Origin of the sequence: Tamlana flava (assembly GCF_041287255.1) — a bacterium.
In the GTDB taxonomy this organism is placed as follows: domain Bacteria; phylum Bacteroidota; class Bacteroidia; order Flavobacteriales; family Flavobacteriaceae; genus Tamlana; species Tamlana flava.
On the sequence record NZ_JBGGTX010000003.1, the window covers coordinates 431722 to 452839 of the forward strand.

Annotated in this window: 14 protein-coding genes; 11 read left to right on the top strand and 3 right to left on the bottom strand. The window is 37.0% G+C overall.

The window, feature by feature from the left end:
• Nucleotides 1-311 precede the first annotated feature (311 nt).
• On the top strand, nt 312-1565 hold the full coding sequence (metK, locus tag ACB104_RS11035) for a methionine adenosyltransferase (RefSeq protein ID WP_370478704.1): 1254 nt from the start codon (nt 312-314) through the stop codon (nt 1563-1565).
• Between the two features lie 96 nt (nt 1566-1661).
• On the opposite strand, the gene ACB104_RS11040 is transcribed toward metK, so the two are convergent.
• Together ACB104_RS11040 and ACB104_RS11045 are read right to left on the bottom strand one after the other, a co-directional pair.
• A complete protein-coding gene (locus ACB104_RS11040) occupies nt 1662-4166 on the bottom strand; it encodes a DUF5686 and carboxypeptidase-like regulatory domain-containing protein (RefSeq protein ID WP_370478705.1) in 2505 nt (834 codons plus the stop codon).
• Between the two features lie 138 nt (nt 4167-4304).
• Nucleotides 4305-5285: a pyruvate dehydrogenase complex E1 component subunit beta gene (locus tag ACB104_RS11045; RefSeq protein ID WP_370478707.1), complete on the bottom strand. Its 981-nt coding sequence runs from the start codon at nt 5283-5285 to the stop codon at nt 4305-4307.
• Between the two features lie 157 nt (nt 5286-5442).
• Between ACB104_RS11045 and ACB104_RS11050 the strand changes: the two genes are divergently transcribed.
• The 6 genes from ACB104_RS11050 (at nt 5443) to ACB104_RS11075 (ending at nt 14281) form a co-directional block, all read left to right on the top strand.
• Nucleotides 5443-6189 carry an electron transfer flavoprotein subunit beta/FixA family protein gene (locus tag ACB104_RS11050; protein WP_370478709.1) on the top strand — a complete coding sequence of 249 codons (747 nt, stop codon included), beginning with the start codon at nt 5443-5445 and terminating at the stop codon, nt 6187-6189.
• A 118-nt stretch (nt 6190-6307) separates the two neighbouring features.
• Nucleotides 6308-7267 carry an electron transfer flavoprotein subunit alpha/FixB family protein gene (locus tag ACB104_RS11055; protein ID WP_370478710.1) on the top strand — a complete coding sequence of 320 codons (960 nt, stop codon included), beginning with the start codon at nt 6308-6310 and terminating at the stop codon, nt 7265-7267.
• A gap of 172 nt (nt 7268-7439) precedes the next feature.
• A complete protein-coding gene (locus ACB104_RS11060) occupies nt 7440-8063 on the top strand; it encodes a bifunctional nuclease domain-containing protein (protein WP_370478712.1) in 624 nt (207 codons plus the stop codon).
• Between the two features lie 16 nt (nt 8064-8079).
• Nucleotides 8080-9609: a NupC/NupG family nucleoside CNT transporter gene (locus ACB104_RS11065; RefSeq protein ID WP_370478714.1), complete on the top strand. Its 1530-nt coding sequence runs from the start codon at nt 8080-8082 to the stop codon at nt 9607-9609.
• A 220-nt stretch (nt 9610-9829) separates the two neighbouring features.
• A complete protein-coding gene (locus ACB104_RS11070) occupies nt 9830-13231 on the top strand; it encodes a LamG-like jellyroll fold domain-containing protein (RefSeq protein WP_370478715.1) in 3402 nt (1133 codons plus the stop codon).
• Between the two features lie 225 nt (nt 13232-13456).
• A complete protein-coding gene (locus ACB104_RS11075) occupies nt 13457-14281 on the top strand; it encodes a thymidylate synthase (protein WP_370478716.1) in 825 nt (274 codons plus the stop codon).
• Nucleotides 14282-14339: 58 nt separating this feature from the next.
• On the opposite strand, the gene ACB104_RS11080 is transcribed toward ACB104_RS11075, so the two are convergent.
• A complete protein-coding gene (locus ACB104_RS11080) occupies nt 14340-14636 on the bottom strand; it encodes an isoamylase early set domain-containing protein (RefSeq protein WP_370478718.1) in 297 nt (98 codons plus the stop codon).
• A 319-nt stretch (nt 14637-14955) separates the two neighbouring features.
• Between ACB104_RS11080 and ACB104_RS11085 the strand changes: the two genes are divergently transcribed.
• The 4 genes from ACB104_RS11085 to ACB104_RS11100 all read left to right on the top strand — a co-directional run bounded on the left by ACB104_RS11085 (nt 14956) and on the right by ACB104_RS11100 (nt 21118).
• Nucleotides 14956-15888 carry a dihydrofolate reductase gene (locus ACB104_RS11085; protein WP_370478719.1) on the top strand — a complete coding sequence of 311 codons (933 nt, stop codon included), beginning with the start codon at nt 14956-14958 and terminating at the stop codon, nt 15886-15888.
• A 226-nt stretch (nt 15889-16114) separates the two neighbouring features.
• A complete protein-coding gene (locus ACB104_RS11090) occupies nt 16115-17533 on the top strand; it encodes a leucine-rich repeat domain-containing protein (RefSeq protein WP_370478721.1) in 1419 nt (472 codons plus the stop codon).
• 124 nt (nt 17534-17657) lie between these two features.
• Complete coding sequence (locus ACB104_RS11095; RefSeq protein ID WP_370478723.1) at nt 17658-19637, top strand: alpha/beta hydrolase family protein; 1980 nt, start codon at nt 17658-17660, stop codon at nt 19635-19637.
• A gap of 89 nt (nt 19638-19726) precedes the next feature.
• On the top strand, nt 19727-21118 hold the full coding sequence (locus ACB104_RS11100) for a high affinity choline transporter 1 (RefSeq protein ID WP_370478725.1): 1392 nt from the start codon (nt 19727-19729) through the stop codon (nt 21116-21118).

Here is a 21118-nt window from a genome sequence, read left to right on the forward strand (position 1 = left end):
TTGCTTTTTCATTGGGTGCCGCAAATATTTGCAAATAATTTTTAACAACCAATTATTTTGGAAAAAAAGAGGGACAAGACGGAGCCAATTGAAAAAATATATTGAATTAGCACTCCACCTTTTTTAGCTAAATATTAACGCCGATTTTCCATTATTTTTTTACATTTGCCCAATCAAAAAACAATAAGAGGAAAGATTTGACTGATTGCAACCTCTTTGTGGCGTAACAGATACGGCACAAGCAAAAATGCTAAAGGCAGTGCATACTTCCTTAGACGTTATCCGTCAAATCTTGCAATAAAATAAAAAATATGGCTTATTTATTCACTTCAGAAAGTGTTTCTGAAGGTCACCCAGACAAAGTTGCAGACCAAATTAGCGATGCTTTAATCGACAACTTTTTAGCTTTTGACAAAGAATCTAAAGTAGCATGTGAGACTTTGGTTACCACAGGACAAGTTATTCTTGCCGGCGAGGTTAAATCCCACACCTATTTAGATGTTCAAAAAATTGCGCGCGATACCATAAACAAAATTGGTTACACCAAAGGCGAATACATGTTTGATGGTAATTCGTGTGGTGTGCTCTCGGCCATTCATGAGCAATCTGAGGATATTAATCAAGGTGTTGACCGCGGAAGGAAGGAAGAACAAGGTGCTGGCGACCAAGGTATGATGTTTGGCTATGCCACCAACGAAACCGAAAATTTTATGCCTTTGGCCTTAGATTTATCTCATAGAATTTTAAAGGAACTTGCCGCTTTACGCAGAGAGAACAAAGAGATTACTTACTTGCGCCCAGACAGCAAAAGCCAAGTTACCATTGAATATAGCGATGACAATATTCCGCAACGTATTGATGCCATTGTAGTATCTACACAGCATAACGATTTTGCCGATGACGAAACCATGTTGGCAAAAATCAGAAAAGACGTTGTTGACATTTTAATACCACGAGTCGTGGCCAAACTTCCTGAATCCATTCAAAAATTATTCAACAGCAATATAAAATACCACATCAACCCAACAGGAAAATTTGTTATTGGTGGCCCACACGGCGACACTGGATTAACCGGCCGTAAAATTATTGTGGACACCTACGGCGGAAAAGGCGCCCATGGTGGAGGTGCATTTTCCGGAAAAGACCCAAGTAAAGTAGACCGCAGTGCCGCTTATGCTACGCGCCATATCGCCAAAAATCTAGTGGCTGCTGGCGTTGCCGACGAAGTTTTGGTACAGGTTAGCTATGCCATTGGTGTGGTAGAACCTATGGGTATTTTTATTGACACCTATGGTACTTGTCCGTTTAATATGACCGATGGTGAAATTGCTGAAAAAGTTTCTGAGATTTTTGATATGCGCCCATTTGCTATAGAAGATCGCTTAAAATTACGCTCGCCCATGTATAGCGAAACTGCCGCTTACGGGCACATGGGAAGACAAAACGAAACCGTTACCAAAACATTTTCGCAACCTAATGGTGAAACCATAACGCTGGATGTAGAATTGTTTACTTGGGAAAAACTGGATTATGTTGATAAAGTAAAAGCAGCTTTTGGGTTGTAAAAAATTCCCCCAATAAGAAATAATTTAAAAGCCTTATGATTTTTCATAGGGCTTTTTTGTTGGCACTTGTTGACTTCGTCAGCAAAAACGAACATCCTAAAAATAAAATCCAAAACTTCCGGTAACCCCAAATTTTCGGGCATCGGGGTAAGTCACATCATCTTTATAATTGCCCCTAAAATTAAAATCTATTCTAAACACCTTAAAAATATTACCCACACCCAAACTGTATTCGTAATATGGTTTGTTTGATGGTGCTACCAAATCAATGTTATTAGGGTTATTAGTGGTGTTAAGGGCAATATTTTCATCTGAAATCTCGCCCCATGCGCCACGCAAGCTTACAATTTCACGCAGGTTTAGTTTTCGTAGAAATGGAATTCTTGAAAACAGGCGGCCGTTAAAATTATGCTCAAAATGAAATGAGGCATAAGTATCGGTTACGAACTCATAAAAATCGAGTTGTGAAAAAGTATTGTAAATGGAGAAATAGGACTGGTTACCAGGAATAACGCTTAACAAACCAAGTGGCACTTCGCCAAAGGTTTTACCAGCTTCAAATGTTGTAGTGAGTCTACCAAAACCGCCCAATTGCCATGGCTGTATATACGAAAATTGCAATTTGGTATAATCAAAATCACTATTCAAAACAGATTTATCGCCCAGACTTATTTGTGCAAACAAACGGGCAAAATCGTCGTTGGCAATTCGTCGTTCCACACCAAAACCGGTCATTTTTCTTTTTGGAAAATATGAAAGCGACAAAGTAGACTCAAACTGCTTAATCTCAGAAGCCACTCCAGTAGCGGTATTATAGTCTAAACTAAAGGTTGGTGAAGCCGACTCAAGTGTACGGTAATTGCCCCCCAATCTAAAAACGAGGTTGCGCCAAGGCTCGGCTTCTACAGCTAAACTGGTTAAATTTATGGTGGTTAGTTTATCATTGGAACTTGTTCCCACCACTGCCGATGACGCCAAACTTCTACCCAAAACATCAGTACTTGTGGTTAAACTAGCCCCTATTTGCTCTACGTCGCGCCTGTTTCCTCCAGAAATTATGAGTCTGCTTTTTCTATCAATCAGCCATTTGCCCGAAATACCATATTTAAACTTGTCGTCATCAAAACCATAAGCCAAAAAGCCTTCCAATCGCCAAGGATCATTCGGCCCAAAATAAGTTCGCCCACCTGTTCTTAACCGTAAACCTTCCACCTCATTGAACCCAAAGGTTGAAAAAATAGGCCCATAATCCAACGGTAAGGTATTGAACTCAATATAACCCGATGCCAAAATGCTGCCTAAATTATAAAGACGTTTAAATTTTTTAACTGTTTTTAGGGTGTCCAACATTTTGTAAACGCCCTTTTCGTCTTTGTTCAGTTCTTCCAAACGGTTTTCTGACCAAAAGCTGTCATCCCTATTGTAAACATCTTCGTTATAATTGGCAACTTCCTTTTCGTAGAATTTTTTATCCAACTCAATATCAAACTTGTAATTGTCGTAAAGCGTGGTTCGTTTTCCATAAATGCCTCGGGATTTTTCCTTTTTATTGAATGCAAAGTCACTCATCATATAATCGCGCTTCACAAGAAAAAGGGAATCGTTCAGCACCTCAAATTCCTGTTCAATATATATTTCTTTCACCCAGTTAATATTGGCACTTTTTGAAGCCTGAAGATTAATTTCTTTAATGGCATAAGTGGTATCGGCCACCCAAAAATCGCCCTTAAACGTCAGTTCGTTTTTACGCCTTGGGTAGTAAATGATGTTATAGCACCACTTATTATCTATAAAAGCGCTATCGGAAAGCACATAGTTGTATGTGCTAACGCCCGTTCTGGATAATGGGCTTACAAAACTTTTATCAAAAAATTTCAAGTAGTTATCATAAACGTTAAAATCGGAATACAGGTCATCAACAAAATCAATAATCACTTGATTATCGCTGAATCCAGAATTTTTGTTCCCTTTTAAAACTTCTTTTGTTTTATTAGTTACGTTATCGCCATAAACCTGCGAAACCGCCTCGTTTATAAACATGGGCAGGTAGGTCTTGCCGGTGACACGAGAGGTGTCCACCTCATTAAAAACAAACTCCATACCTTTAAACAGCTTGCTTTTAATCAGGGCACTGTCAATGGTATTTAAATCGAATTCAACCTTTTCATACTTGTTGTATTGATATTGTTTGAATTGCTTTAGGCCGTTACTGCGTTTATTAGCCCATATTTTTTTTAGCAAATCTATTGCCGGATTATTCTTTTTGGGCTGTTTACCAGAAATAATAACAACCTGATCCAGTTGGGCAGCTTCTTCCTTTAAAATGAATTTTAAATCGTAATTCACCCTTTTTTCCAAAGGAATATTCAACGTTTCATAACCGATAAAAGATACGGTTAAGGCACCCCATGTCTCATCAGATTCTAAATAAAACCGACCGTCTTCATTGGTGATGGTTCCTATAGTTGAACCTTTAAAAATAATCGTTGCAAAAGCAACAGGAGCGTCAAATTCATCAAACACATAACCACTAACCTTTGTTTGCGAGGAGGCAGAAAAAATTCCGAAAAAGAAAATAAAAATTAGCAGTTTTAGGTTCATTCAGGGTAATGTATTAAGAAAATGGGGTAATGGGGTTTAAGCGCAAATATACAAATAGACTTTTTAAGTTTTATAAAACAAAAAACTTCATTAACAATTACGCCAATGAAGTTTTTATATGCTGTAAAGAATAGTTTCCTATAATTTATACATTACTTTTTTAACGGCCTTGATAACATCTTCATGATTTGGCAACCATTCTGCCAACAATACTGGCGAGTAAGGTGCAGGTGTATCGGCTGTATTTATTTTTACAACTGGAGCATCTAAATAATCAAATGCTTCAGATTGCACTAAATAGGTAATTTCAGTAGCTACGTTGCCAAATGGCCAAGCTTCTTCAAGAACAACCAATCGGTTTGTTTTTTTAACAGAATCCACAATGGCTTTTCTGTCCATTGGGCGAACAGTACGCAAATCTATAATTTCACAAGAAATACCTTCCTTTTCAAGTTCATCGGCTGCTTTAAAAGCTTCTTTTATTATTTTCCCAAAAGAAACAATGGTCACATCAGTTCCTTCACGTTTAACATCCGCAACACCTAGTGGCACAATGTACTCGCCTTCCGGCACCTCGCCTTTATCGCCGTACATTTGCTCACTTTCCATGAAAATTACTGGGTCATCATCACGAATGGATGCTTTTAACAAGCCTTTGGCGTCATAAGGGTTTGAAGGCACAACTACCTTTAAACCTGGTGTGTTGGCAAACCAGTTTTCAAATGCTTGCGAGTGTGTTGCCCCCAATTGTCCCGCCGACGCTGTTGGTCCACGAAAAACAATAGGACATTTAAACTGGCCACCAGACATTTGTCTGATTTTTGCAGCGTTGTTTATAATTTGGTCAATTCCAACTAAAGAGAAGTTGAAGGTCATGTACTCTACAATAGGGCGGTTTCCTGTCATGGTCGAACCGATGGCTATCCCGGCAAAACCAAGCTCAGCGATTGGTGTATCGATTACACGTTTAGGGCCAAATTCATCCAACATACCTTTTGAGGCTTTGTAAGCACCGTTATATTCGGCTACCTCTTCACCCATTAAGTAAATGCTCTCATCTCGGCGCATTTCTTCGCTCATAGCTTCACAAATGGCTTCTCTAAATTGAATTGTTTTCATTAAAAAAATTTTAAATGGAGTAGCAAAAATAACAATAAAAGGCGGATGTTCTAGTAACATTTTTTTAAAATTTACTATGCACGCATAGTAAATATTCAGAATAAAATAATTACCTTCGTATCCTGAAAAAAATAAGACCTTTTAACTTCAAAATATTATGAAAATATTAGTGTGTATTAGTCACGTACCAGACACTACATCAAAGATTAATTTTATGGATGGCGACACCAAATTCGACACAAATGGTGTACAGTTTGTTATCAACCCGAATGATGAATTTGGTTTAACCCGTGCTATGTGGTTTAAAGAAAAACAAGGTGCAACTGTTACCGTTGTAAATGTTGGCGGTGCCCAAACTGAACCAACATTGCGCAAAGCGTTAGCCATTGGTGCCGATGCGGCAATCCGTGTAAACACATTAGCTACTGATGGGTTTTCGGTTGCAAAACAATTAGCCAATGTGGTTAAAGATGGAGGTTACGATTTGGTAATTGCTGGTCGTGAATCTATAGATTATAATGGCTGCATGGTTCCAGGCATGTTAGCTGGTTTAACGGGAGCCAACTTTATAAATAATTGTATAGCTTTAGAAGTTGACGGAACTGCTGCAAAAGCCACCAGAGAAATTGATGGCGGTAAAGAAACGGTTTCAACTTCGTTGCCTTTGGTTATTGGTGGACAAAAAGGTTTAGTAAATGAAAGTGATTTGCGCATACCAAATATGCGAGGCATCATGATGGCAAGAAAGAAACCACTAACTGTGGTTGAAGCAGTTGATGCCAACGCTGAAACCACATCCGTTTCATTTGAAAAACCTGCTCCAAAAGGTGCGGTTACATTGGTGTCTCCAGACAATTTAGACGAATTGGTAAACCTACTTCATAATGAAGCCAAGGTGATTTAAAGCCCCTCCCAACCTCCCCGAAAGGGAGGAAAGATTGAAAAAGTATTAAACAAAAAACCTATTGACCCCTCATAGGATAAGTCCTTCCCCCTCGGGGAAGCTAGATGGGGCTAATTATATGTCAATTTTAGTATATACAGAATCAGAACAAGGTAAATTTAAAAAAACAGCTTTTGAAGTTGCTTCCTACGCCAAAGCAGTTGCCTCCCAACTCGGAACTACGGTAACAGCTATAGCCATAAATGTGAATGACACTTCAGCACTAGGCAACTACGGTGTGGACAAAGTTTTAAATGTAAAAAACATTGAGTTAGAAAAATTTAATGCCAATGCATTTGCTTCGGTCATCAAACAGGCCGCAGAAAAAGAAGGCACTAAAGTCGTTATTATAAGCTCAAGTGCAGACAGCAAATATTTAGCGCCCCTATTGGCGGTGGGCCTAAATGCAGGTTATGCATCTAATGTGGTTGAAGTACCTTCAAGCTCCAGTCCTTTTACAGTAAAACGTACGGCATTTACCAATAAAGCATTCGAAAACACCCAAATAAATACCGATGTGAAAATTGTTGGGGTTTCAAATAATTCACATGGTTTGGTTGAAAATAGTGGTAGCGCTTCTGCAGAGGACTTCTCTCCTTCCATCCCAGAATTAAAGGTTAAAGTAGAATCTGTTGATAAGGCAACCGACAAAGTTACCATTGCCGATGCTGAAATTGTTGTTTCTGGTGGAAGAGGTTTAAAAGGTCCTGAAAACTGGGGCATGATTGAAGAACTGGCTGATGTTTTAGGCGCAGCTACCGCATGCTCAAAACCAGTTTCAGACTTAGGCTGGAGACCACATAGTGAACACGTTGGACAAACAGGGAAACCCGTAGCTTCAAATTTATACATCGCTATAGGTATATCTGGAGCCATTCAACATTTGGCTGGAATTAATGCATCGAAAGTAAAAGTGGTCATCAATACAGACCCCGAAGCGCCATTCTTTAAAGCCGCAGATTACGGTGTGGTAGGTGATGCTTTTCAGGTAGTTCCAGAACTCATCGAAAAATTAAAAGCTTTTAAAGCGGAGCAGTAAATTGGCTCGATATAAGTAAGCTGTGCTTATTAATCTCTTTTATCGAGTAATTTATTATTTTTATAAATTGTATAGTCCTTTTTAACTGCTTAAATTAGCATTTTATATATAATTGTGTCTTGGCACTTGGTAAAGTTCTAATTTAAACAGTTCTTTGCGTTTTTATTAAATTATGAGTTTAGTACGATTAAACATAAAAGGTATTTCCTATAGCCAAACCCAAAATGGCGCTTATGCGCTGATTTTAAATGAAGTAGACGGCGAACGAAAACTCCCTATCGTCATTGGTGCTTTTGAGGCACAATCTATAGCCATAGCTTTAGAAAAAGAAATTAGCCCACCACGCCCCTTAACTCACGATTTATTTAAAAATTTTGCCGATCGATTCGACATCGTTGTAAAACAAGTCATTATCCACAAATTGGTCGACGGCGTTTTCTATTCCAGTTTAATTTGTGAACGCGATAAAATTGAGGAAATCATTGATGCTAGAACCAGTGACGCCATTGCTTTGGCACTCCGTTTTCAGGCACCTATTTTCACTTATAAAAACATACTTGACAAAGCTGGAATTTATTTAAAAGTGAACCCTAAAAAGGACGAAGAAAAAGAGAGTGCTGAAGATAGTATTTTAATGGATGAACTAGTTGCTAATGAGCTTGAACCCAAAGCACCGCGCGAAAACCTAAAGGGAAAAACCCTTGAAGAACTTCAAAAATTGCTTGATGAGGCTGTTGCCAAAGAAGACTACGAAAAGGCAGCGCACATTAGAGACGAAATCTCCAAAAGAGAATAATATCACTTTATAATATATGGGAAAATTGCTTTTGTTTTTTGTTGCTCTATTTTTACTTTTCACTTCACCAACTGTAGCTCAAGACATTCAACAAAGCAAAATAACGGAAGAAACAATATCTAAGACTGCTTTAATTTTGGTGGATTCCAGTCAATCGGTCACCAATCAATTAAAAGCTGTTGATATACTCGAACCGGAAGCCAAAAAGCCTTCCGATACCTCATCGGAAATAATACCCAGTCAAGGTTTCTCAATGGGCAGTATGTGGCGCGGAGTTATCGGTATGATTTCATTGGTATTTATTGCCTTTTTATTTAGTAGCAATAAACGGGCTATAAACTGGAAAGTTGTTGGTATCGGCCTAACATTTCAACTTTTAATTGCCATTGGTGTTTTAAAGATTCCTTTTATTAAGAACATTTTTGAATTTATTGGAAGCCTGTTTGTTCAGGTGCTTGAATTCACTAGAGCAGGCAGTAAATTCCTTTTTGAAGGCCTTGTTGTAGATATGGATACCTTTGGATTTATATTTGCTTTTCAAGTGCTTCCAACCATCATATTCTTCTCAGCTTTAACCTCAGTTTTATTCTACTTGGGCATTATTCAAAAAGTTGTAAAAGCCATGGCTTGGTTACTTTCAAAAACCTTGAAAATTTCAGGAGCAGAAAGTTTAAGTGTTGCCGGAAATATCTTTTTAGGGCAAACCGAAGCGCCGCTTTTAATCAAAGCCTACTTGGAAAAAATGAACAAATCTGAAATGCTGTTGGTTATGATTGGTGGCATGGCAACGGTTGCAGGAGCTGTTTTAGCAGCTTATATTGGTTTTCTTGGTGGCGATGACCCAGCTTTAAGATTATTTTATGCAAAACATTTATTGGCAGCATCTGTAATGGCAGCCCCTGGAGCCATCGTTATTTCTAAAATATTGTATCCGCAAACTGAAGATGTTAACACCGATGTTTCGGTTTCACAAGAAAAAATCGGTTCAAATTTTTTAGATGCCATTGCCAATGGTACAACTGAGGGGTTAAAATTAGCTGTAAATGTTGGCGCTATGTTATTAGTTTTTGTCGCCTTTATTGCCATGTTCAATGGTATTTTGGGATGGGTTGGCGATATAACCTATTTAAACGGCTGGATAGCCAATAACACGTCCTATGAAAGTTTGTCTTTAGAGTTAATTTTAGGTTATGTGTTTGCGCCTTTAATGTGGCTTATTGGTGTTGCACAGGAAGATATGGCACTGATGGGACAACTTTTGGGCATAAAAATCGCTGCAAGTGAATTTATCGGGTATATTCAATTGGCTGATTTGAAAAATGTAGGCAGTAGTATTCATCTAACTTATGAAAAATCCATAATCATGGCCACTTATATGCTTTGCGGATTTGCAAATTTTGCCTCTATAGGCATCCAAATTGGAGGTATAGGTTCTTTGGCGCCCGGGCAACGTAAAACACTTTCCAGATTTGGCATGAAGGCACTTATAGGTGGCACAATTGCTTCGTTAATTTCTGCTACTATTGCGGGAATGATTATTGGTTAAATAAATATTTGACATAGAAGCAATTAGAAGCAAGTATTTTCACTATTACATCATCAAAAGACAAAATTTTCAATAAAATGGACATTTTACACACTACTTTTTGCTGATTTACACCTCATATTTGTTGATAATGATCATTTATTTTACAATCTTGTAGACATGAACTAAACTCTATTAACAACTATTATTACCATAAATTAATAGTATTGATTAAAAGCTAATGAAGACGAAAACATTTCCATTCAAAAAATTTCACCTTATACTAATAAGTTTGTTTCTCACAAACTGCTTATTCTCTCAAGATATTACCACTGGCTTAGTCCTGCAATACACATTTGGTAATGCTACCAACAATGTTATTGCTGATGAATCTGCAAATAATTATAGTGCGATTCTTAGAGGAACTGCTTCAATCACTTCTAAAGATTATAAAAACACTTTAAGTTTAGATGGTGGTGACAGTAATTACCTTGAAATACAAAACACAAATAACCCCGGTAATCTATTTGGAAGTTTATCGGAGTTTACTATTTCGGCATGGGTATTTATAAATGAAAATTCAACATGGGCACGTATATTCGATTTTGGTTCTAGCACAGATAATTATTTATTTCTTGCACCCCAAGGAGGTGCTGGAAACGTGCGTTGTGCCATAAAATATAATGGAAATGAACTATCTATAGATGGCAGTAGTGCCTTGGCTGTTGGTGAATGGGTTCATGTAGCAGTTAGCTATTCTGGGAGTACAGCAAGAATTTATGTAAATTCTGTTTTAGCTAGCCAGGGAACCATACCCTATTCTCCGGCAACACTTGGCACAAATAATTATACGCAAAATTATTTAGGGAAGTCACAATGGCCAGATCCATACTTTAATGGATATATTGCTGATTTTAGAATCTATAATCGTGCACTTTCGCCAGCTGACATTAATGAACTTATATTAAATCAGTTAAGGACAAATTTACAATCTGTTATTGATGTTGCTGAAGCATATCAAAATCCGTCAAGCGAATTAACGGACGGGATAGCAAATGCTCAAACGATACTTGCCAACTCAACATCTGCATCAGAACTTGAGCTTGCTATTGAAAATTTAGACTCTATAATTTTACAATTTGAATATGATTCTGCATCACCAAGTAACCCTTATGACATAGCATATAAAATTGTAAACCCAAGTTTTGAATCATATTTTGAAGGCTGGACCAATAATGGCATGGCCTCTCAAACTAATACTGCCTTTCCGATTAAAGATGGCAATATTTACCTTGAAAAATGGGTAAATTCAGGAAGTCAAATTCCAGATGTAAGCGTACAACAGACCATAACCGGATTGCCTAATGGATTTTATAGCCTTACAGTTGCTACTGGACTTATTCAACAGTCAGGTGCTGGAGGCACTCCAACAGGTGCATATATTTTTGCTGACGATAATGCTACAGCAGTTGATACTTTTGGAGACCGTAAGGTTGACTTTTTTTTGACAAACGGAACTACTACTATTGGTTTAAAAGCAGAAAATGCCACTGGAAATTGGCTAAGCTGTGATAACTACAGATTACAGTATAAAGGTTTTGATATTGCAGACGCAAAAACTTATCTCCAAGATTTAATCGATGCTGCAAACCCTCTATTACTAGAAAAAATGAATGATACAAGTCGTTCAGAACTTGAGAATGCCATAAATTCTGGGGAGCAAACCATAGCAAATTCATCAGCCACCCAAGAGGAAATTGCCAGTGTCATTCAACTATTAATAGATAAGACAAAGACAGCTCAAGCCTCTATTGATGCTTATATCAGTTTACAAAATACCATTGACACAGCAGTGTCCATTTATGGAGATGGTAGTGGAAATGAAGCTGCAGCATTACAAGATGCAATCGATACAGCCACAAATGTAAATAACAATTTATCAGTGAGCACTCAAGTTGTGAATGATGCAATAGATGGTTTAAAATCAGCTATTTTCAGTTATCAGGTAGCAAATCCAACAGATACGGCTCCAACAGTTATTACTAACCCTAACTATGCCAGAGGTTCTACTATGGCCTTTGGTCGAAGTACAATTACTGGAATCGCTCTTTCATCATTAAAAGAATATGGATTTTGTTGGAGTACAAATGAAAACCCACAAATAACTACCGACGAAAGAACTACAAAATATTTTGTTAATAATGGTAATATCTACCATATTGAGAACCTAGAACCATCTACTGTTTATTATATGAGAGCTTATGCCTTAACAAACGGTAATGCCGTAGGTTATGGAGAAGTAATTAAGTTTTATACAATTCCAAAAGGGACAGTAACTTATTCACTAAGGACTGGTGGCATGCCGAGTGATGTGCTAACGAGACTCAATGAGGCCATGTCATCGGCCGTTGGATATTTCAACAACCTAACTAGTATTAAAGGCCATCATTTGAACGTAGGCTATTCATCGGGCGTTCGAACCGCAGAAGCTTCATACGGCGGTTACATGACCTTTGGACCAGACGCATCTTATCAAAGAGCTGGAACTGCTCTTCACGAAATGGGGCATACCATAGGTGTAGGCACCCATAGTATATGGTATGGACCTTCTTCCCCATTGAGAGAAACAGGCTCTAGTGGACTTTGGTTAGGTGATAGAACAGACGCACTTATTCAGTTTATTGAAAACAACAACAATAGTCATTTAACTGGTGACTCAGTCCATATGTGGCCTTATGGTATTAATGGAGCGCATGAAGATAACGGAAGTGAGTTTTTATATATAGCGAATGCCCTAGTTCATCAAGCTCTTGGAGAAGACGGTTTGCCTCCAACCTATACCTATGCTACACCTGCATTTACTTTTAAGTTGAAAAATGATACTACTAAATACTACATAAAAAGTGAAGGAATATCAACTGGTCGAAATACGGCTTTTATAGCTGTTAATGATTTAGGTAATCTTGTAAATCAGGTTATGAGTCCAGATGAGGCTTTAAATGATGACAAAGCCGCGTGGTATATTAATTTTAACCCAATCAATTCCTATTATACTATAAAAAATGTGGCATCAGGCAATTATTTCACCTACAAAAGTACTGGCACCAATGGATTTGGGACAGTCACAAGAACAAATCCAGCTTCAAATGATTATTTTCAACTGATGCAGGCGCGTGTGGAAACTACAGTTACAGTTGATAGCAAAACTTACACAGGTAAAGGTTATTGGATAATACATCCTGAGAACAAAGAATTCCCTACTACCTTCACAGCAACAACGAATACATCAACTACAACAAGTTCTTTCAATATTGCAAATTCTGCAGCTATTCAACGTTGGTTATTAATGGATTCTGAAGCAGTACAAACATTAAGCTCCTCATTAAGTGTTGAAGATGAATCATTATCAACATTAAAAGTTTACCCAAACCCAACCACAAGTCATGTTACCATAGAAAGTAATGATGATTTTTTAGTGGGTGCTAAATTATATATTTATGATATTACCGGTAGAATAATAACAAGCAAAAAACTTATCAGCAATACTGCCAAAGTAGATATTAACGCTTTCCCTTCCGCGATTTATGTCATGAAAGTGACTAATAATAGGCAAACTTTAGTAAAGCGCATTTCTAAAAAATAATAAGTTATAAAGTCATAAAATTTTTAACAAAGCCTCATCTCTTAGATGGGGCTTTGTTTTAAAATCTAAAATCACATCTCAAATCTTAAGCGTTAATAACTTTTTAATATTTCAAGTTTAAATTCTATTAAAAATACTTGTCATTTTATTTAAATTGCATGACGGATTCTTAAAATTTAATCCACATATAACCTTAAAAAAATTCCCGCCCTCGCGGGAAATATTATGAAGCAATATCACGACTTAGTAAAACACGTTTTAGAAAACGGCAACGAAAAAGGAGATCGTACAGGAACTGGTACAAAAAGTGTTTTTGGCTACCAAATGCGATTTGATTTAAGCGAAGGGTTCCCTATGGTAACTACAAAAAAATTACACCTTAAATCTATTATTCATGAGTTACTTTGGTTTTTAAAAGGCGATACCAATATTAAGTACCTTACCGAAAATGGCGTTAGAATTTGGAACGAGTGGGCAGATGAAAACGGCGATTTAGGCCCTGTCTATGGCCACCAATGGCGCAACTGGAACAGCGATGAAATAGACCAAATTAAAGAGGTTGTTGACACTTTAAAAAACAACCCAAATAGCCGTAGATTGTTGGTTTCTGCATGGAACCCTTCCGTGCTTCCAGACACCTCAAAATCCTTTAGTGAAAATGTTGCCAATGGCAAGGCTGCTTTGCCTCCGTGCCATGCATTTTTTCAGTTTTATGTAGCTAACGGAAAATTGTCTTGCCAACTATATCAGCGTAGCGCCGATATCTTTTTGGGCGTTCCGTTTAATATTGCATCGTATGCATTATTTACGCTGATGATGGCTCAAGTTTGTGGTTATGAGGCTGGAGAGTTCATTCATACTTTTGGTGATGCCCATATTTACAGCAACCACCACGATCAACTGGAACTACAACTATCTAGAGAACCAAGACCATTGCCAAAAATGGTTTTAAACCCTGAGGTAAAAGATATTTTCAGCTTTACCTTTGACGATTTTACATTGGTTGACTACAACCCATACCCACATATAAAAGGTGTTGTGGCTGTTTAAAAGTAATAAAAAAAGGCCTTCCAAATGGAAAGCCTTTTTTTATTTTTATCAGTTCTGCTTATAAGTTTATAACGCTGTTTTCAGCTCCGGCGAAATCGTTCCAAGCATAAGCATCTGCCTCTGCATCGTTAACGTAAACACCGTCAACAATATATTTAAACTCGTAAGAGCTTCCGGTTTCTAAATCAACAGTTCCTTTAAAAGTACCATTTTTTAGTTTTTTAAGTGCTGCTTTTTTAGCATTCCAGTCGTTAAAAGAACCAACAACCGAAACTTTTTTTGCATCTTCTGCCTCTATAGAAAAAGTAACTTTACAAACCGGTTTGCTTTTTAAATATTGTTTTTTAATAGCCATAATTTTTAATTTTTAATTGTGTTGTTTAAGTGTTGTTTTGCGCCACAAATTTATGAAACAAATCTCTAGAGACCACGATTTATATGCCTTTACATTTAAGAATTATCAATTTGTTAAAATGTAATCGATTAAAATTAAAGTCCATAAAAAAATAAGTGAAATATTTATTATTTCAACAATATAAAATGAAACGTTTCGCTCTGATTTTCAAGGGTTTTTGAAAAGAAAAATTTTTATTGTCACTTTCCCGTCCTGTTATCGGTCAATCGCTATGATGTCAGCAAAAAAACTTTAACTTTACAGTCATTATTTTTAACATATGTTTGGAAAGAGAAAAGCCAATCCACAAATAGATAAAGAGCAGTTAGAACTCATTGAAAATGCACAAAAGCGCATCAAGCAAAAAAAGCGTTTGTACGTTCATTTTGTTGTGTTCTTAATAGGTGGCCTGTTTTTAATTCTGGCCAATACGGTATTGGGCATTGGCAAGGATTTTACCATATTTGAAACCAATTGGTTTGTATATGCTATCTTAATTTGGCTGTTTTTCTTCTTATACCATGTATTCAATGTTTTTGTAACCCATAAATTTATGGGAAAAGACTGGGAAAAGGCGCAATTGGAAAAATTGGTGGCCAAACAACAAAACCGAATTGAAAAACTAAAAGAAAGCTTTTTAAAAGAAGAAACTTTAATAGCCCAAAGCGAAGTTTATAATGAACAAAGCAAAAAAAGTGGAAAAGAAAATTCCAAAAAAACAAAATCAACACTGACCATTATTGCCGCTGCAGCCGAAAATGACGCCATTGGTAAAGCAAACCAACTTATTTGGCATTTAAGCGATGATTTAAAGCGCTTTAAATCTTTAACCAACGGGCACCATATCATTATGGGGCGAAAAACTTTTGAAAGTTTCCCAAAGCCATTGCCAAACAGAACCCATGTGGTGATTACCAGACAACCCAACTACAAAGTTCCGGCTGGTGTTATTGTTGTGAATAATTTGAAGGACGCTATTGACGCTTCAAAAAATGATTCGCAGCCATTTATTATCGGTGGTGGAGAGATTTATGAGCAAGCTATGGGCATAGCCGATAAAATTGAATTGACACGTGTACATTCAACTTTTGAGGCCGATACCTTCTTTCCAGAAATTGATGAAACTATCTGGAATGAAACCGCCAACATTTTTCATGAAAAAGACGAAAACGACGACCACGAATTTTCGTTTATCACTTACGAAAGAAGATAAGCTTTTATAAACACTTGTTATCCTTCCATATTAATTATGGAAATCATTGAAAAAAGTAGTCATCAAGCTGCTTTTTTTATTGTATAAGTAATTGAAATTTATTAATTTAGAAGTCTCTCGAATTGATTTTAGCACTTCCCACATCGTAAATTGTTTTTTAGAAAACTAACCATCTAACGTGTAAACCTGGTCATGTTATGTTATTAACCAACCAAAATAATATAATATGAAAGCAAAATTATTCACACTCATTTTAGGCCTTTTTTGTTTTATTGTCTATTCCCAGACATCTGTGCCAGACCTTAATTTTGAAAATTATTTAGAAACCCACGATGCAAGTGGTAACGTGGTTGATGTTGGAGATTCCTCCAGTATGGGGGATGGCACAAATGGTAATGGCTTTGTTACAACCGCATCAATCGAAAATGTGACAATACTTAATGTTGCAAGCCAGGGAATTTCCTCATTAGAAGGTATTCAAGATTTTACGGCTTTAGAAAGATTAACTTGTAATCAAAACAGTTTAACGTCATTGAATCTTTCAAGCAACATGTTTCTTGAAAGATTATTTTGCTTTTTTAACCCAGGACTTACTGACTTAATGTTACCGAACACGCCCACATTGACGAATCTTGAATTTTATAATTGTAATGTAAGTGGATTGGATTTAACACCTTATATTAATTTGAATTTCTTGAGGTCTTATAATAACCCTTCGCTTGGCAGCATAGATGTTACCAAAGCGTCTAATCTGGAATACTTATATTGTTATAACAATGGTTTAAATGCATTGGATGTTACACAAAATCCAAATCTGCGTATTTTGGATTGCTATGACAATAATTTGACGGAGCTTAACGTAACTCAAAATCCTTCTTTGACTCGACTTTGGTGTCATCAGAATAACCTAACTGGTATAGATGTAACGCAAAATACACAATTAACTTCCTTTTATTGCCATTTAAATGATATCGAAAATTTAGATGTTAGTCAAAATAATCAACTGGATCGATTGTGGTGTTATTCCAATCAACTTAATTCCTTAACATTACCTACGACAAATACATTAAGAAATTTTAGGTGCTATACAAATAATTTATCAACTTTAGATGTCAGTGGATTAACTGGATTAGAATATTTTGATTGCGGTATAAATGCAATCACCAGTCTTGATGTAAGCATGATTCCAACACTAACTGACTTATATTGCAACAGCAATCAATTGACCTATCTTAATTTAAATAATTTTGCCAATGGCATACTAAATTATATGTGGGCAAATGACAACACTAGTTTAACATGTATACAGGTAGATAATGTTGCATCAGCAGACAGCAAAACAAGTGTTGGTGATTGGAAAAAAGATTCTGAAGCAAGTTACAACACTTCATGTACGTTAGACATCGAAGACTTCAATGAATTTAAAATGGCTTTATTCCCGAATCCATCAAATAATTTATTTAATGTGGTTATTGATTTGGATGCCAAGTTTGAACTATTCAATATAAAAGGTCAGGAAGTAGAAAATGGCGAGCTATTTTCAGGAACAAATCAATTGAATCTTGACGGTTTAAATAATGGTATATATTTCTTAAAAGTGATGACAACTGAAACCGTCCAAACTGAAAAGTTTATAAAAAGATAATTTCAAGCCATATATCTTTCAATTAAAAGCGAATCGATTAGATTCGCTTTTTTTTATAAATTACTTACTCGTTATACTTCCATCATAATTATGTAATTTGTAAACGCTTTTTAAGTATTTACAAATGAAATCTTTACAAATCCTGATATTTGTTGCTCTATTTATTTCCGCAGCAGATGCCCAAGTAAACTCCAACGCGCTGTCTTTTAGAATGAATATGGCCTATAACAACTATTTGCTGCGCGATATCCATCAACAGTACAGCGACCGCCAACAAAACTTCACTGGAGCTCTTAAATCTGAAAAAGACTTCATTGAGTATCGAAACGATTGTATTGACCGCTATAAAAAAATCATTGGCGATTTTCCTGAAAAAGGTGACCTCAACGCCAAAGTTTCAGGCGTAACCCAATTGGATGGGTTTAGGGTTGAAAACATCATTTTCGAAAGTAGTCCTAAACGCTATGTAACGGCCAATTTGTATATACCTGATGGAGAAGGCCCCTTTCCTGCAACCTTAAATTTATGCGGGCACGGATTGGGTGGCAAAGCCCCATTATCACGAGCAGCTACTTTAATGGCGTTATACAAAATTGCTGTTTTAGTCGTTGACCCCTTAGGTCAAGGTGAACGCATCCAATTTGTAGATGAAAACAGCCAATCGCTTACACGTGGTGCGACCACCGAGCATACCTTAGTTAATGCTGGCGCCAACCTTTTCGGTTCCAGTTTGGCCGCATATGAGTATTGGGACAACCACCGTGCCATTGACTATCTGGAAACCCGAAACGATATTGATAAAAACAGAATTGGCATTTACGGAAGCTCGGGTGGCGGCACGCAAGCCTCCTATATGTTAGGCTTGGATGAACGCATAAAAGTAGCCACAGTTTGCAGCTACTTCACTAAACGTGAAAAGGTGTTAGATGTTTACGGCGCTTCAGATGGTTGCCAACATATACCCTATGAAGGCAGAGAACAATTGGAAATTGCTGATTTTGTTTTGATGATGGCGCCAAAACCTGTATTGATTATGTCTGGAAAATATGATTTTGTGGACTTTTGGGGAGCTACGCAAGCATTTCAAGAATTAGAATCGGCTTATAACACTTTGAACAAACCTTCAAATGTAAAATTCTTTTCGGTTGAAGCCGGCCATGGCATGCCAAAACCCAAACGGGAAGCTATGGCTTCTTGGTTCAAAAAATGGTTTTATGGCGATAATACCCCCGTCATTGAAACCGAAAGCCGTTCAACAGATTTCCAGCAATTAAACTGCACAGCAACTGGGCAAGTCATTACATCCATTCCCGATAATATATCTATTCCAGAATACCACAAACAACAATTTCTCGATTTTGAAAAAAGCAGGGAGGCTTTCTTAAAAAATGATGAGACCGCCATAAGAAAAACGGTTTTAGATTTACTAGGGATAGAAATACCCAACGAACCCATTGGAATTGTTCCAACTGGCACTTCTTCAGCACGAAAATATGAGCTTTATAAATACCAAATTAACCGCAATGGGCAAATGCCCATACCTATTTTGGTAATCATGCCAGAAAATGTAAATGAGAAAAGCAATGTTGTTTTGTATTTAAATGAAAGCGGCAAAGGAGATATTCTGGCAAACGAAAGTATTATTGACCATTACATTAACCAAGGAGATATTTTGGTTCTGCCAGATTTAAGGGGTTTTGGCGAAACTGCCGACCCCATAAACCTCAACGATTCCAAATACTGGAATCGGGAATACCGAAACGCCATGGCCAGCATGCACATCGGCAAACCCATCATGGGGCAACGGGTTATTGATGTAATGACCATTCTCGATTTTATCGAACAACAAAGCCAATTAAAAAATCATAATATAACATTTGTCGCCAACGGCCTTTATGGTCCAACGGCCATACATGCTACCTACTTGGATAACCGAATTAACAATACTGAAATTTCAAGGTCGGTAAAGTCTTTTTATAATTTTTTGGAAAACCCCATACAAAAAGATGTTTACACCAATGTATTATATGGTGTTTTAAAATATTACGATTTAAAGGATTTGATGGCCCTTTCTGGAAAAGGAAGAGCTAGGTTTGTGGACTGATTATTTTTTTCAACAAAGTACAATTTGTTGAAAAATTTGGACTACCTTAGATTATCAACATCTGAAGTCCAATGAAATAGAACTTAAATTTGATTAGTTTTTTCATCATCATTTACTTGTTGGCCACGCTCGGCATTGGGTTTTGGGCCTCAAAAAGAATAAAAACATCTGGTGATTTCACTCTTGCTGGAAAAAACCTAACCACATCTTTTGTTGCGGTAACCTTATTTGCTACCTGGTTTGGCAGTAGTCAAATTATGGGCAATCCTGGTTATTTCATCCAAGACGGATTCTCTTCTTATGTAACCTTAATTCTATCTGGAGGAATTTGCCTGTTTATTGTTGGGCAATTCTATGCACGCAAATTGTACAGGATGAATATCGTTACTGTAAACGATTTCTTTAGAATAAAGTACAACAAAAAACTTGAGTTAGCTTCGTCTTTATTGATGACCTTCGCCTATCCACACTGGATTGCTGCTCAATTTGTTGCCTTGGCCTATTTATTTAATGCCGTAATGGGCGTTCCTATTACTTACGGCATTTTTATAGGTGCCGCCATTGTGGTTTTGTACACCTACATTGGTGGCATGTGGGCTGTAGCCTATACGGATATGGTTCAAAGTATCATGATTCTCTTGGGCCTATCCATACTTTTATTTGAAACGTTAAGCCGAACTGGTGGCATTGAACCCATTTTTGCAAGCCAGCCCAGAGAATTTTTCAATATTTTCCCAACTGGAGGGCTTGATGCTTGGTCAGATTACATTGCACTTTTATTGGCTTTTGTAGTTGGGGCCATACCTGTACAGGAAATATACCAACGTGTGTTTTCAGCAAAAAGTGAAAAAGCTGCCCGAAACGGTCTTTTTCTTGGTGCCATACTCTTGGTTCTTATTCCCAGCATCCCTCTGGTAATTGGCTTGGGAGGTGTTCAATTATATCCTGAATTAATGGCGGACAATGATTATCAAAGCGTTATTCCAAACTTGGTAAATGCTATGACCAGCACACCAGTACAAATACTTTTTTACGGAGCTATGATATCTGCCATTTTAAGTACATCAAGCGGCGCCATGCTAGCTCCTGCAACGGTAATTGGGGAGAACCTAATTCGGCCATATGCCAAAAACCTATCGGACAAACGCCTACTACTTTACACACGATTAAGTGTGATTTTAATCGCTATTATTTCCTGTTATTTTGCCTTTGATGATTCAGACATTGTTGGGTTGGTTGAAGCATCTTTAAGCCTCATTTTAGTGTGTCTTTTTGCGCCTTTTACATTTGGCTTATTTTGGAAAAAAGCCTCCGTGGTTGGTGCGTGGTCTGCGATTATAATTGGTGGACTAACTTGGTTGTTTTGCTTTATTTATGATACACGAATTGACGCTACTATTTATGGAACTATTACTAGTTGCTTAAGTATGGTTATTGGAAGCATTTTGTTTCAAGATAAAACCTATAACATTAAGGAATAA

Bases quoted from the DNA above. Each gene is read 5' to 3' on its own strand.
- metK (WP_370478704.1), top strand. From the start codon at position 312: ATGGCTTATTTATTCACTTCAGAAAGTGTTTCTGAAGGTCACCCAGAC.
- ACB104_RS11040 (WP_370478705.1), bottom strand. From the start codon at position 4,166: ATGAACCTAAAACTGCTAATTTTTATTTTCTTTTTCGGAATTTTTTCT.
- ACB104_RS11045 (WP_370478707.1), bottom strand. From the start codon at position 5,285: ATGAAAACAATTCAATTTAGAGAAGCCATTTGTGAAGCTATGAGCGAA.
- ACB104_RS11050 (WP_370478709.1), top strand. From the start codon at position 5,443: ATGAAAATATTAGTGTGTATTAGTCACGTACCAGACACTACATCAAAG.
- ACB104_RS11055 (WP_370478710.1), top strand. From the start codon at position 6,308: ATGTCAATTTTAGTATATACAGAATCAGAACAAGGTAAATTTAAAAAA.
- ACB104_RS11060 (WP_370478712.1), top strand. From the start codon at position 7,440: ATGAGTTTAGTACGATTAAACATAAAAGGTATTTCCTATAGCCAAACC.
- ACB104_RS11065 (WP_370478714.1), top strand. From the start codon at position 8,080: ATGGGAAAATTGCTTTTGTTTTTTGTTGCTCTATTTTTACTTTTCACT.
- ACB104_RS11070 (WP_370478715.1), top strand. From the start codon at position 9,830: ATGAAGACGAAAACATTTCCATTCAAAAAATTTCACCTTATACTAATA.
- ACB104_RS11075 (WP_370478716.1), top strand. From the start codon at position 13,457: ATGAAGCAATATCACGACTTAGTAAAACACGTTTTAGAAAACGGCAAC.
- ACB104_RS11080 (WP_370478718.1), bottom strand. From the start codon at position 14,636: ATGGCTATTAAAAAACAATATTTAAAAAGCAAACCGGTTTGTAAAGTT.
- ACB104_RS11085 (WP_370478719.1), top strand. From the start codon at position 14,956: ATGTTTGGAAAGAGAAAAGCCAATCCACAAATAGATAAAGAGCAGTTA.
- ACB104_RS11090 (WP_370478721.1), top strand. From the start codon at position 16,115: ATGAAAGCAAAATTATTCACACTCATTTTAGGCCTTTTTTGTTTTATT.
- ACB104_RS11095 (WP_370478723.1), top strand. From the start codon at position 17,658: ATGAAATCTTTACAAATCCTGATATTTGTTGCTCTATTTATTTCCGCA.